This is a genomic window from Fastidiosibacter lacustris, assembly GCF_003428155.1.
Taxonomy (GTDB): domain Bacteria; phylum Pseudomonadota; class Gammaproteobacteria; order Francisellales; family Francisellaceae; genus Caedibacter; species Caedibacter lacustris.
In genome coordinates this window covers 87,221-100,815 of the sequence record NZ_QLIR01000002.1, presented here as the reverse complement: position 1 = coordinate 100,815, position 13,595 = coordinate 87,221, and the positions used below count along the sequence as shown (strand labels likewise).

Sequence of the window (13,595 nt, the reverse complement as noted above, 5' to 3'; positions counted from 1 at the left end):
GAGGTTTCTCAATTCATTATTTTTCATTAAGCTGAATAATTTGTGTAATTCCAAAATATTGTCCACTTGCTAAATCTGAAATATCTGTGTTTTCCTGAAGCGTTAATTTCAAAATCATATTATTATTACCAGCCTCGTGCCCTTTAGAGAAAGTTACCAGTATAGGCACTTGTACTTGCCAGCTTTTTATGCCAGCAATATACCCCACTGCCGTTACCACTGGCACACCATTTAGTACCGCTTTTGCTACCATTTTCTGATCTACTACTTGCTTAATTGTATCTTTAAAGGCTTCATTAAATGCCTGCCAGCCATGATCTGTAAAAAGAGGTCTCAAGGCCAAAATTTGCTCTTTATAATTAAGAAAATCAAATTTATACAATTTATTTACATTCTGACTAACCCAATTGATCAACATATCTTCGGTCACAACTGGTGTTTGAGGTAAATTAAGCTCTTTAACTACGCCCTGATTATCAATCGCAAGAAAATAGATTTTTTCTTCTTTATGGCTATACCACAAACCTAAAAGTAAAACCAAGTTTAGCAATACACTCACTAATAAAATTTTAATCATGAGTCTAAAATTATTTTTGTAAAATTCAGCTTTCTCAGTAATCGCCTTTAACACATTAGCCTGCATGGTTTTCCTCCATTAGTCTTGTCAGCACGGTATCTATTATTAATAATCGAGACTCACTACACACTCTGGTTAAAAGCAAATTTTTTTCAAATGACATACAACGCTTATAAAGCTCATGATAATCAGAATCACTGCTTAATTTTTGATAGACCAATTGAAACAAATTTGAATTTTTCTTGTGTACATTTTGCATGAAATACATCATCAATGTGGTTGGTAATTTTGCACACAAGTTAACGATTGCCTCAACATACTCTTCTGATAGATGTTCTTTTTGATAGGACTCTAAGCAAATCTCATAGAATTGCTCATAAAATTCATTTGAAAATTGAAAATCATTTTCTTGTGCTTCCTTAATATCATAAACCGTCAATAAATCGACGAGTTCTTTTTTACTAAAGCCATGCCAATAATTAATAATTTCTGTCTTAAAATGATGAATGTCGATTGCATCACGCATGCTTTATACTCCCATAATATTGATCAATGAAAGTTTCTACTAATTCATTTGCAATTTGTTTTATAGATTTATCTGAATGCAGTATTGCTTGTGTTTCAAGATAGGGTTTAGCACTACCCTGTGGAAATTTACGTGCTAAAAGCGTTAAGCTTGGAATGACACCAAGATGCTCAACAAGCTTTTCTTTCAAATAACAATCCTCCGAAGTAGTTGTAAATAACCACACCTCATAGGCACTTAAGCTTAAATTAAGTAGTTGAGTATTTACACCATTAATGGTGTGAAACTGACCAATAAAATTCATGCCATTACTATTTGGACCATGCACTGCATACTTTAACGCAAGCGCTTCAGTTTCGTTTAAACCAAAATGAGACTTCGTGTTTTCTAATGCACTTTGATTGCCTCCACTTAAAATAAAAACGGAAGTAGCAAACTCAAGCATAGTGTGGTTAAAATCAGTTAAGGACTGTGATGCTAATGCAATTTGCACATTGTGCTTTCGACCTTCACGCATGTCGGTCAAAACCTGTCTTAAAATCGGTGCACAACCACGCGTGCGATGAAACTCATCAAATACAATGCGTTTTGGAACGTTATGTAACTCCTGTAATTTATGTTTGTGATAATGTCGATAATCATTTGCCAAACTCTCTAAATCTTGTGCTTTAACGAAAAAGTAACTTGCGGTCAAATGGCGTACTAACATATAAGCAATAACTGAAATGCGTGAATCACTTGCCGATACAGCCGACATAACAGAGGATAAATCAAATGCCACTACTTTTGCATAAACATCTAAGCGTGTGACAAGATTTAATGAAGGTAGATTCTTAATTACCGTCGTGATATTACGACAAAAATACTGAATATAGCTCTCACCATTGGAAAGTTTTAGCGTTTTATATAAATCAATAACACTTGTTTGATTGACTGCACTAATTAAATCAGAAAGTAACGGCATGGCATAACGCTGTGCTTTTTGAGCTAAACGTATTTCATTTTGCTCAAATAATTTATCCGTTACCTGCCACCATGATTGCCCATGATCGTTAGATTTAAAAACGTTAATTTTATCATCAATTTCGGGGTTAATTCCTGGTTGGTATAGCTTTGGTTGATAAACGTCACTGTGTAATTTATAAACTTCATCAATAACTAAATTTAACATAGCTTCCATCCCTTCCGGTAAAGAAGCTTCTACATTTTCCAACAATAAAGCGGAAAGAAAGTTAATTAAAAATGCTTTATGTGCATGACCAGGAACGCGTGCACCTAGATGCGTATCAAAAGGATTAATCGCATCGTTATAACTAAATGTAAATTGATAATGCTCAGCAATATTCGGCGTTTTAGTTACGGACTTTAGCAAATCGATCACACCTTTTGAAGATGGTCCAATATCCAAAATTGAAAGATAAGGCAGCTCTTCTAATCCTTGGCAAAGACAAGCAGACAGGTTAAGAGAATTTAATAATACTGACTTACCTGAACCAGATCGTGCATAAATTAACTCTATCCAGCTTACTTGCTTTGAAGACCCACTTTGATAAGGCCATAGTTTGCCATCTGGAGTACGAAATAAGGTTGCACCATAATCCCATGAAATTGCAGGTCGAAAAAATGGCATAAGCTTTATTGCGTCTCCTAATGGGGCACCAACTGCACAAGGAAAGCCTTCACGATTGATTGCTAATAAGGTTGATTGAACAATGGCAAATGGGTCACCAAAATTTTCGGTCGTTTGCGCACTCCCCCAGCTTTGTATTGCTTTATTTAAGGCTGCTTTACGCTTTTGAAATTCCTCGATCTCTGATTTAGGTGCCCAAGTAATTAAATTTACTGAAAGCTTAACCACTGGCATATCGCTGTGTTCTTGAATGTGCTTGAGTAATTTGTGTGCATTACAAATCAATTTATTTTCATGCGAACTAAACGTTAAAAACTGTGCTAATAATGATTTTACTTGGCTTATTTTGATGCCATTTCCTGTAAGTGAAAAACACATTTGCCAAGGCAGTTGATATTCTTTCAAAGTTTTAAATAAAACATAAAACGCTTGAATATGTTGAGGAAACAAACTGATAGTTACAGGTGCATATCGGTAGTTACCAATTACACACTCAGACATATTAACATTAGCACCATCTTCACAAAATAACTGATAAGACAGACTAGGCCATAACCAGTTCGACCAATCTTTATCCTCATATCCTAGATATAAATTATCGCCTGGTAAATGTGGCTGCCAACTCTTATCTGTTGTGTCTGGCGCAATTTGCCTTTTGATTGTATGTAGCAAATGCCGTACTTGCATGATATGCGTACTTAACCCCATTGCTGTAAATGACTCTAATAGCATTGTCAATAATGCAGCATGCTGTAATCGCACTTCATTAAGCACATGCAAAAAGTGTTGTGTCTTTGATGATATTTTTACATTCTGATCTTTTAAACGCTCAGTCTTATTCCTGTAAGCTTGCTTTTGAGCATGTGCACTTAATAAACCAGCTGAGCTCCAGATACATAAGTAACATTTTTCAAATACACAAACCTCATCTAATTTTTCTTTCTTTGCCTCAAAATAATCATCTAAATTGAGATTTAAGCGCTTAGCACTCTTTTGTGAAGGCAACAGTAAATCATCTATTTCTTGCGCTGTACTTTGTGCATCATAACGAAAAAAACATTTAATCCTGACACCTTGTTTTTGTAATAAAGGTGTTAAAATAGCCGTAATTTTTTCACATAAATAGATATATTCATCATTGCCAACCATATGCTTAACGCCATTGATTTCCAATATTGAAATCAAGCTGCCATCTTTAGCAATTAAAGTATTTTCATCATCTGCACTTTCGAGCTCACAATAACTGTAGATCGTTTTATTGCTAATGGCATTTAACCAAGCAAATAAACCTTCAACGCTTTTATACAAGAAATTCATCTTTCACTCATCTTAATTATTTACTCAAACACAAAACCTGATGCTGTATAGACTTTATATGCCTGACTGTCTATTTTCAAAACCTTACCATAGCCATCTAATTGCGAACCTTCTTTTACGGTAATCGATCTGCCTTTTTTGTCTTCAAGCCAAGCAATTCCATCAATTACTGCTGTTAAATGCAGTTTTTCATTCATATTTATTTCCTTGGCATTCATATATTGCAACTGCCTTTGAAGTTCAGTAACAAGTGAAATTAAAGTTTTGCTTTGGTCTGCTTTTTGTATATCATCCAGCGATTTAATTATACTTTGGATACTTTTTAGCATCTGAGCTTGATTGGACTCCACGCTTTTAATATGCTGTGCCATTTCAATGATGGTTTTTTCAAATCGCTGGCTATTATTATCCTGTGATGTTTGTAAATCATTTAGTTGTGTTGATATTGTTTGTAAGCGTTGTGTTAGCTCTTTGTTATCGACATTTTGTATTATACGCTGCTCGGTTTTGACAAATTGCGTATTTGTATTTGGAGAGGATATTTGTGATGTCCTACTAGGATGAGATGTATCATCACTGGCAAATAAAGTGCTAAAAATAAAATAAGCGCCTGCCATCAACATAAATACTGCCAAGCCATAAGCAAGATAAATTTTTTCAAATTTAAAATTTTTAAGCTTGTCACTTAAGCGATTCATACTATTTCTGTCATTTACAGTTGAGGTTTCTTCCATCCCTTGCTGATTGGATCTGCCCTCTTGTTCTTGATCAGGCTGCTTATTTTTCTCATTATCTTCAAAAAAATCATAATTGCTCATTTACTTTATACCTTAAATTTGTCTTTAAACTTTTATGTCTTGCATAATCAAAACCCCTATTGCACTACCTTGATTTAAAGTAACTGTTGGAGGTTTATCAAATTGCTTCGTCATCGCACTACTTAATGCTGTACCAATTTGCCCTAACCCAGCATATGCTGCATTTTTCGTCGTTAATGCAGCTTCACTTCCTTGACAATGCTTTCCACCCATTGGGTCAACATAACACCAACCACTGTTGTTTTGAGCATTAGTGAAGTAGGTCCCAAACCCTTGCAAGAAAGCAGCTGAGAACAAACTGCCATAACGTAAAAGATAATGATGGTCTACATCACTTGCCAACGCAGTTTGGGCTGTGGCTTGATCAATAGCGTAAGCATTGATGTTGATACTTGCTGCTCGATCTGGAATGGATAAAGTCGTAAATTTCACCACTAATTTGTCTTCTTCTCTGACAAAACTACCTAACAGTTTTGCATGTTTGTAAGGTCCCACAACGATGTGAGCCAATATTGGCGTATCAGGTTGATCGCTATTAACAGCCGTATCAATCACCGCAATAAGAATATCACCTGCTTTAAACATCGCCATTTTAGATTGAGCACTAAATGATTCTTTGCTTCCATAACCATTTGCTAACTCACCAAACTCCTCCTTCATTGATGGAACTTTATTCCAAGACTTTAAAATGACTTCAAAATTTTTCTGCACAGTTTGAGGATCCACAGCTAAATTTTCTTGAATAGTTGACATAGCATACGAGTGCTTAGTTGATTGTGTGTCGCTTGGCTTATTTACCTGTTGCTGATTATTTTTATAGTCATAAAACGTAACAGGATCCATTTGTTTCTGTTGATAATCCTGAGCCTGGTTTTCTTGTTTTTCAGTTGGAGTTGAGGAAGCAAAAACATCTTCAATATAACTGCTATTTTTATGTTCAGCTTGCTTAATTTTTTGTTGTCTATCCTGGTCTACGAGCTTTTGGTATTGGTCATCCTTTATTGGATTCTTTTGGTTTACCTCAATTTTTTTATCATTCACTTGTGACTGCAAATAAGTTTGACCATTTTTAGAGCACTTTAATAGCATTGTAATTGAGACAATGACAAGTATGGCAAAAATAATGAGTATTCTAATACGTGGATGATTTTTCAAAAATTTCAACATGACTTTATTCATCCTTTAGATTGATTTTGTGCACCCCTACATTGTCGGAGATCATTACGACAGGAGTGGGTACAATTTCATATACGTTAGTCGTCCCTAAAGTATTATCTTCAATATGATTGATATAGGCGGGAGAAATGAGTGTACCTGAAGTTAAAATGAGGTAATGACCTTGATAAAGCCAAAATTTTCCTGTGTTTTGCTCTCCAGAAACACTTAACGATTTTGCACCTTCTGGCACTATTCCAGATAGAAGTGATAACAGATAAGGGGATTGTCTAATGTTTTCCAAATGAGTATCATCCTCTGCTTTAGCAACACGAACATAAAGCTCATAGTCCCATTCTTTTTGTGTGGATTGCAGCATTAAAGTCACAGGTGTTGCACGTCCTTGCAACATCACAGCCATGTTCGTATTAGCATAAGGTTTCTTAGATTGAAGCATCATAATTCCACCCTTTTTATCCCAATTGACTGCAAAGTCCTCTGTGTCACCAATCACATAACTAGTAATCGGCCAAACCACTCCTTTTGCATCAGTAAAAATAATTGAACTCACTACACCAATACCAAGCCTTACATTAGGAGGGGAAGTTGCAAAGCCTGGTTTAGTATCAGCCATAACCACGCGAGAGACTCCTTTTGCATCACTCATAGCTGGCATAACAGCTGCTGCCTTTTGTCTTGCACTAATCTCACTTTTAGTGCTTTGAATATCACTTGCACTAAGTGGAAACATGCTGCTTACAAGGTTATTTACAGGAGAGTTAGTCTCTTGCGCCGACACTCCATTGCATGATAATCCCAGTAACAGCAAACTTGGATATATAAGTTTTTTCAAGGTCTGCTAAATCATTAATCAACAATGGTGACCATAATAAAATACTCTGTCATATTGTCGTCTTTTTTTAACATACATTCATCAAATCGATGAATTTATATAAATTATGATTCATGATTTTGAAATTATTTGTAGTTTCTTAATGTGAATTTGACACAAGAAACTTTGAAAATAGTCAAAGCAACTATTTTCAAGCAGCTTCATAAAGTAACAAACATCCGATTTTTGCCCGTGGTCATTCTAATTAATTTAGATTACAATCACAGCTTAGATTTATCACACAAAAAGGAGCAAACGTGAGCACTCTCTCTAGTTGGCATAAAAAGCTTATGCTACTATTATTATTCTTATTCCCTATTTTACCTGCTTTTGCACTTACAACATACACCGTCAAGTCAGGGGATTCGTTATGGCGAATTGCGAGCAAGCACGGTATTTTAGGCACTCCAAACAAAGATATGATCCAAGCCATCAAGGGAATTAACTCAAAAGAAAATCCTTCTATTAACGACGATATTATTAATATCAACCAAAAACTACTCATTCCAACTACCAAACAAGAAGTAGAAGATGGTGTTAAACTATACACATTACGCCATACGCTGTACCTTAATCAAAATAATCCAGCATCGACTCTTGAGCAAGCGTTATCCCTCACAGAAACATCTTTCACACTTGCTAACAAAAAACAGCAATCCACTATCTCAATTAAACAATCAGATTCAACTCTCTATTCATTACCTGAAAATTCCATAGTCAATACAAATAATAATCAAATAAATACCAGCCAACACTCTAACTCTACTATTGAAGGCATTGTCATTACACCAGCAATAACTAACACCAACGTTGACCATAATAAAGATAGCAGGCTGAATACTGAAAACACAAATATCAATATCCATACTAAAGCTAAAACGGATTATAATCAGTGGCTAATCATTATACTAATTGTTATTGTCATATTCTTAATTTGGCAGCGACGCTTAAAACGCAAAGCGACTTTTGCCCAGCATGATACACGTATAATGAAAGATCAATTTTATGCTAAGACATCTGATCCAACAAAAGATAAAGAAGGTGCCGTGATCAACAAACAGTCTGAGACTGAGCGTATTAGCAAAAAAGCATCCAAAGATGAAATTAAAAAACTACTCCAAAAAGCCAACGAACTACTAGAGGCACAAGATGTTGCACACGCTAAAACTATTTTACAAGAAGCGTTAAATAGCGAACCTAAAAATTTAGATATCCGTATCAAAATCCTTGCAATCTATGGCGCAGATGGCGATGAAATTTCATTTAACAGCGAACGGGATTATCTTGCCTCTAATCTATTACCTTATGATGATAAGCGCTGGAAAGATATTGATACATTATATAAAAAATATTTTGGTATAAATTAACAAGGAATCGTCATGTCACAAAGTCAAATCGAAAATCAAGAAAGTGTTTCAAGCGGTAAACTAACCGTAATACTTCTTGTTACACTTATTGCCCTTGGAGTATTATTTTTTATGAGTTTTATTTTTTTTGTAAAATTTAAAGCCTATCAAACCGTTGCTCAGGATTTAAAAGCCGAGCTCAAACACAATTACAACGGTTACCTAACACTCAACTACAATATCGTAGATAATGCCATTATCATGAGCAATTATAACTATGAACAATCAATTAAAACACTAAGCGGAATATTTCCAAAAATTGAATGTGATGCCAAACAAAGCTGTCTGATCAACGGTATTTACTACCATTTTAACGTTACATCCAAAAATGGTTATCTTATGATTATTGGTTATCAAGCAGATTTATCCAAAGACGAGCAAAAAATAGCTGATAATAGCTTTGTGATGCATCAACAGCGTAATAAAAATTTTTGACTATATCTCAACCGCTTAACGCCCGATTGAAATATATTCAATCCCCATTTTTTTCATGCGAGATTTATCATATAGGTTACGACCGTCAAAAATCACAGGTTGCGCTAATCTACTCGCGATTTTAGCAAAATCTGGACTTCTAAAGCTTTGCCATTCTGTCACTACAAAAAGTGCATCGGCACCATATAACGCATCATAAGCATCTTGTGCTAACTCGTAATTATCACGGTTCTCATATGTGTTGATAAAATTATTCATCGCCTCTGGGTCATACGCTTTTACTTTCACACCGTGTTGCCATAGTTTTTCAATCAACACTCGAGAAGGTGCTTCACGGATGTCATCGGTATTTGGTTTAAATGCAAGTCCCCATACGGCTACTATTTTGCCTTCAACTTCACCATTAAAATAATTGTAAAACTTATTAAACAATACTTCTTTTTGTTCATCATTAACATCATGTACAGCATTTAAAAGCCTTGCTTTATAACCATATTCATGCGAAGTCTGACTCAACGCTCGCACATCTTTGGGAAAACAAGAACCACCGTAACCACATCCTGCATAAATGAAATGATAACCAATACGCCGATCCGCACCAATACCAATTCGTACTTTTTCAATATCCGCACCTACTCGCTCAGCAATTTGACTCATCTCATTCATAAAGCTGATTTTGGTGGCAAGCATCGCATTTGCAACGTACTTCGTCATCTCGGCAGAACGCACATCCATGATCATTAAACGGTTTTGGTTTGGGTCAAATGGTGCATAAAGTTCGCGCATCATATCCGCGGCGCGCTCAGAATGTGCACCAACCACAATCCGATCTGGATGCATACAATCATTAATTGCATCACCCTCTTTGAGAAACTCAGGATTTGATACAACGTCAAAGTCAAGCGTGACGCCACGCGATCTAAGCACATTTGAAATCGTCTCTGTTACTTTATACTCTGTTCCCACAGGTACAGTCGATTTATTGACAATGACTTTATATTCACTCATATATTTTGCAACCGTTTTTGCAACCTGAAGCACATATTTTAAATCAGCAGAACCATCCTCATCAGGTGGAGTCCCTACTGCAATAAAAATAATTTCTGCTTCATCAATCGCAGATTTTGCCTCCGTCGTAAAACTTAATCTGCCTTTAGCTACATTGCGTTTAATTAGATCATCTAAGCCTGGTTCATATATTGGAGAAATTCCTTTTTTTAAATTCTCTACCTTTTTATTGTCAATGTCCACACAGCAAACATGGTTACCCATCGCCGCAAAGCAGGTGCCCGTTACAAGCCCAACATAACCTGTACCAAATATTGCAATTTTCATCGCTACTTACTACCTTCTACTCAAACTGATTGAATCATATCAGAAATAATCGCTATATTCAGCGAATATTCTTCTTTTGAACTATACTTTTGCTACTTACACTATTGGCTTAAACCATTTAAATATTCATACATTTATACAGATTTTTGATACGTTGTATCTTGCTTGCTTTTTACTTTTGGGCATATTTTTATGCCCATCTCAAACATTAAAAGTAGCTTAGTGTTAAACTTTGCTTCTACTTTTTTTGCCATTATTGGTAGTAATATTCCATCTGATGCAATTCTTCCATACAGTATTAACCTCATCAATAAAGTCCACTTAAACGTGGTTCTACTCATGATCATCATTTAAATGAGCATTTTAATCAACTATTAAATTGCATAAAAGCGTGTCTACTTTGTTTATTGAATCAATATCAGCTTTGCAATATCTACAGATATTTACACTTAATATTAATCATTACCAATAATTATTTCTTTATTGTGAACAATGTAAATAACTATTCTCTAATGTAACTATTTGACATCTGCATTAACACTACGCAAAATATGCCTGTCTTAATTTACACAGGGGACTTTTATGCCAATACAATCAACTTCTAACAAACAATATAAGAAAATTGTTTACATGATTTGTTTAATTGGAGCTTTAGGTGGATTATTATTTGGTCTTGACCAAGGTTTTATCGCCAATTCGCTTGCCACAATTGATCACATTTATGAACTAACTACTACACAAGGGGAACATTACTCTGCTGTACTGGCGTGGGGTGGTATTCTTGGTGCTTTATTAAGTGGCATTTTTGCAAGGATACTTGGTCGCAAAAAAGTACTGATACTATCTGGATTTTTATTTACGTTATTGTCACTTGTATCTGCATTTTTACCACCACTTGAAATTTTAATCGCTTGTCGTTTTGGATTAGGCTTTTCCGTTGGTATTGCCTCTTTTACAGTACCACTTTATTTATCAGAAACAGCGCCAACTTCTATTCGTGGGGGAATGGCAACTTTATTTCAATTGATGATCACAATTGGTATTTTCTTAATCGCTTTTACTAATGTGATGATTGTCAAAGCATTAGGACATTTCGAGATTTCACTTAGCTTAATGTTTAGCGTCATTGTAATATTTGCATTAATTATGTTCATTGGCAGTTTCTTTTTGCCTGAGAGTCCACGCTGGTTGATGTTAAAAGGCAAAGAAGACAAAGCTCTAAAAGTACTAAGGCGAGTACGCTCTTCTGAAAAAGAAATAAATGATGAAATAGCTGAAATTAAAGAAAGCATTATAGAAAATCAAGGCTCTGGAATCATTATGCTATCCAAAGGTTATTTTTGGAAAATATTAATTGTCGGAGTGGTATTACAAATGTTTCAGCAACTCGTTGGTATTAACATGATGATTTATTATGCCCCAACTATTTTTGGCTATGCTGGCATGACAGGAATTATTGCTTTACTTGCCATTCCAACAGTAAACATGCTCTTTACCTTCCCTGCTATTAAATGGATTGAAAAATGGGGTCGTAAAAAACTCTTATACGTCGGTGCTGTGGTAATGATGGTTTCTATGTTTACAGCAGGCTTTGCATTTTTAGTCATAGCGAATGGCGGCACTACACCTGGCGCTGTGCCTAAGGCAATATTACTAATTTCAGCTGTGGTTTATATCTTTGGTTTTGCATGCTCATGGGGACCTGTTGCTTGGGTTGTATGTGCTGAAATTTTTCCATTAAAAGGGCGTGAAATCGGCATGACTGTTACTACTATGATCAATTGGACCTTTGCTGGTATTGTGATGGCCAATGCACTGAGCTTCATGAAAGTATATGGCAATGCCTCCATTTTCTTTGTATTTGGGGGATTTTGTATCCTATCTATGGTTTTCTTAAAATTCTTTGTTCCTGAGACAAAGGGGGTAAGCTTGGAAAAAATCGAAAAAGACCTAGAACATGGAGTGAAGCTCAATAAAATTGGTCAACGCTAAGCATCACGAGTTTTTATAAAATCAATCGCTTGTTGTAAGCGCTTTAAAGTGCGCGCTTTTCCAATCCACTTAAGTGTCAAGCCAATATCAGGGGATTGCGCGGTACCAGTAATGGCAACACGAACAGGCATTCCGACTTTCCCCATCCCTAGCTCAAGCTCTTGTGCAATTTCTTTTAATACATGATGCAACTTAGCTTCATCTTGCCAATCTACCTCTGTCAGTGCTTCATATTTCTTTAATGCATATTGTAATGACTTAATCGATCCATTGGTTAAATGCTTAACTGCGGACTTCTCATCATAACTTTCAAAACCTTGATAAAAATAACGGCTTTGCTCGGTCAACTCTTTTAGTGTTTTTACTTTTTCTGCCATCACAGGGATAATGAGCTCAAGCTCAGGACCCTCAGTAATGTCTAAGCCTTGCTGTTCAAAGTGATATTTCAGGTGCTTTACTACCTCTTCTACTGGCAAACTACGCATATAATGTTGATTCAACCAATTCAATTTATCTGTATTAAAAGTTGAAGCTGAGGCATTAATATCATTTAAATCAAAATACTTGAATATCTCATCCATACTAAAGATTTCTTGATCTCCATGTGACCAACCCAAGCGAATCAAGTAATTAATAAGCGCCTGTGGTAAATAACCCTCCTCTTTATACTGCATCACACTTACTGCACCATGACGTTTTGATAATTTCTTACCATCGTTCCCTAAAATCATTGGTACATGTGCAAAAATAGGAACATCTGCACCTAATGCGTAATATAAATTAATCTGCCTTGGTGTGTTGTTAACGTGATCATCACCGCGCACAACATGGGTAATTTCCATATCGATATCATCAACGACAACACAGAAGTTATAGGTTGGAGAACCATCCGTACGCTGGATGATTAAATCATCTAGCTCAGTGTTGGCAATATTAATTTGACCCTTGACTGCATCTAACCAACTAACGATACCCTCCTTGGGATTCTTAAAGCGTACAACGTGCGGCTTTGATACATCCTGTTCACTTTGGTTTAAATGACGGCAATGTTCATCATATCGTGGTTTTTCTTTATTTGCCATTTGCCTATCACGCAATTCATCTAAACGTTCACGTGAACAATAACAACAATATGCTTTCCCTTGTTGTAATAACTGATTAATTACTCCTTTGTAACGCTCAAAATGTTGAGTTTGGTAATAAGGTTCATAATCTGCGTTCAATCCTAGCCAATCCATACCATCTAAGATCGCTTGCACGGCTTCTGGTGTCGAGCGATCTAAATCGGTATCTTCTATTCTTAATACAAACTTACCCTTGTTTTTACGCGCATACACCCATGAAAATAACGCCGTCCTTGCGCCACCTACATGCAAATACCCCGTTGGGCTTGGGGCAAAGCGCGTTTTAACTTCTTTTATCACAATACACTACCTTAATTCACTTTGGTCTTACATTTGCGACATAAGTTTACTGTAAAATACGGGCGCGATAAATGGAGAACTGAAATTT

12 protein-coding genes are annotated in these 13,595 nt (G+C 35.8%); 4 read left to right on the top strand and 8 right to left on the bottom strand.

From position 1 onward, the window contains the following. Nucleotides 1-16 precede the first annotated feature (16 nt). From DNJ77_RS01740 to DNJ77_RS01715, 6 genes are read right to left on the bottom strand one after another with little or no spacing between them, the layout of a single operon-like run. Nucleotides 17-643 carry a DotI/IcmL family type IV secretion protein gene (locus DNJ77_RS01740; RefSeq protein WP_116963279.1) on the bottom strand — a complete coding sequence of 209 codons (627 nt, stop codon included), beginning with the start codon at nt 641-643 and terminating at the stop codon, nt 17-19. After that, nucleotides 633-1,103, bottom strand: a complete 471-nt coding sequence (locus DNJ77_RS01735; protein ID WP_116963278.1) for a type IVB secretion system protein IcmW — start codon at nt 1,101-1,103, stop codon at nt 633-635. Before DNJ77_RS01735 ends, DNJ77_RS01740 begins: the two co-directional genes overlap by 11 nt. Continuing rightward, nucleotides 1,096-4,050: a hypothetical protein gene (locus DNJ77_RS01730; RefSeq protein WP_116963277.1), complete on the bottom strand. Its 2,955-nt coding sequence runs from the start codon at nt 4,048-4,050 to the stop codon at nt 1,096-1,098. Before DNJ77_RS01730 ends, DNJ77_RS01735 begins: the two co-directional genes overlap by 8 nt. A gap of 20 nt (nt 4,051-4,070) precedes the next feature. Next, nucleotides 4,071-4,868, bottom strand: a complete 798-nt coding sequence (locus tag DNJ77_RS01725) for a hypothetical protein (protein WP_116963276.1) — start codon at nt 4,866-4,868, stop codon at nt 4,071-4,073. Nucleotides 4,869-4,892: 24 nt separating this feature from the next. Then, nucleotides 4,893-6,035 (bottom strand): TrbI/VirB10 family protein, encoded by a 1,143-nt coding sequence (locus tag DNJ77_RS01720; RefSeq protein WP_157966550.1) that lies wholly within the window; start codon nt 6,033-6,035, stop codon nt 4,893-4,895. 4 nt (nt 6,036-6,039) lie between these two features. Next, nucleotides 6,040-6,774, bottom strand: coding sequence for a DotH/IcmK family type IV secretion protein (locus DNJ77_RS01715; RefSeq protein ID WP_116963274.1), 735 nt, complete (start codon nt 6,772-6,774; stop codon nt 6,040-6,042). Nucleotides 6,775-7,172: 398 nt separating this feature from the next. Between DNJ77_RS01715 and DNJ77_RS01710 the strand changes: the two genes are divergently transcribed. Next, nucleotides 7,173-8,282, top strand: coding sequence for a LysM peptidoglycan-binding domain-containing protein (locus tag DNJ77_RS01710; protein ID WP_116963273.1), 1,110 nt, complete (start codon nt 7,173-7,175; stop codon nt 8,280-8,282). A 12-nt stretch (nt 8,283-8,294) separates the two neighbouring features. Then, nucleotides 8,295-8,756: a hypothetical protein gene (locus DNJ77_RS01705; protein WP_116963272.1), complete on the top strand. Its 462-nt coding sequence runs from the start codon at nt 8,295-8,297 to the stop codon at nt 8,754-8,756. A gap of 15 nt (nt 8,757-8,771) precedes the next feature. Here the strand turns inward: DNJ77_RS01705 and DNJ77_RS01700 are convergent, their stop codons facing one another. Then, nucleotides 8,772-10,091, bottom strand: coding sequence for a UDP-glucose dehydrogenase family protein (locus DNJ77_RS01700; protein WP_116963271.1), 1,320 nt, complete (start codon nt 10,089-10,091; stop codon nt 8,772-8,774). Nucleotides 10,092-10,283: 192 nt separating this feature from the next. Here DNJ77_RS01700 and DNJ77_RS09900 point away from each other — a divergent pair, with 192 nt between their 5' ends. Together DNJ77_RS09900 and DNJ77_RS01690 are read left to right on the top strand one after the other, a co-directional pair. Beyond that, a complete protein-coding gene (locus DNJ77_RS09900; RefSeq protein ID WP_157966549.1) occupies nt 10,284-10,445 on the top strand; it encodes a hypothetical protein in 162 nt (53 codons plus the stop codon). A 228-nt stretch (nt 10,446-10,673) separates the two neighbouring features. Next, nucleotides 10,674-12,083: a sugar porter family MFS transporter gene (locus DNJ77_RS01690; protein ID WP_116963269.1), complete on the top strand. Its 1,410-nt coding sequence runs from the start codon at nt 10,674-10,676 to the stop codon at nt 12,081-12,083. Here DNJ77_RS01690 and gltX read toward each other — a convergent pair. Continuing rightward, the gene (gene gltX, locus DNJ77_RS01685) at nt 12,080-13,507 is read right to left on the bottom strand and encodes a glutamate--tRNA ligase (protein ID WP_116963268.1); all 1,428 of its coding nucleotides are present in this window, start codon (nt 13,505-13,507) and stop codon (nt 12,080-12,082) included. The two genes, DNJ77_RS01690 and gltX, sit on opposite strands and share 4 nt — an antisense overlap. Nucleotides 13,508-13,595 lie beyond the last annotated feature (88 nt).

Coding starts and splice junctions, on each gene's coding strand:
- DNJ77_RS01715 (WP_116963274.1), bottom strand. CDS start 6,774: ATGTTTCCACTTAGTGCAAGTGATATTCAAAGCACTAAAAGTGAGATT.
- DNJ77_RS01740 (WP_116963279.1), bottom strand. CDS start 643: ATGCAGGCTAATGTGTTAAAGGCGATTACTGAGAAAGCTGAATTTTAC.
- DNJ77_RS01690 (WP_116963269.1), top strand. CDS start 10,674: ATGCCAATACAATCAACTTCTAACAAACAATATAAGAAAATTGTTTAC.
- DNJ77_RS01730 (WP_116963277.1), bottom strand. CDS start 4,050: ATGAATTTCTTGTATAAAAGCGTTGAAGGTTTATTTGCTTGGTTAAAT.
- DNJ77_RS01705 (WP_116963272.1), top strand. CDS start 8,295: ATGTCACAAAGTCAAATCGAAAATCAAGAAAGTGTTTCAAGCGGTAAA.
- DNJ77_RS01720 (WP_157966550.1), bottom strand. CDS start 6,035: ATGTTGAAATTTTTGAAAAATCATCCACGTATTAGAATACTCATTATT.
- DNJ77_RS01725 (WP_116963276.1), bottom strand. CDS start 4,868: ATGAGCAATTATGATTTTTTTGAAGATAATGAGAAAAATAAGCAGCCT.
- DNJ77_RS01700 (WP_116963271.1), bottom strand. CDS start 10,091: ATGAAAATTGCAATATTTGGTACAGGTTATGTTGGGCTTGTAACGGGC.
- DNJ77_RS09900 (WP_157966549.1), top strand. CDS start 10,284: ATGCCCATCTCAAACATTAAAAGTAGCTTAGTGTTAAACTTTGCTTCT.
- DNJ77_RS01735 (WP_116963278.1), bottom strand. CDS start 1,103: ATGCGTGATGCAATCGACATTCATCATTTTAAGACAGAAATTATTAAT.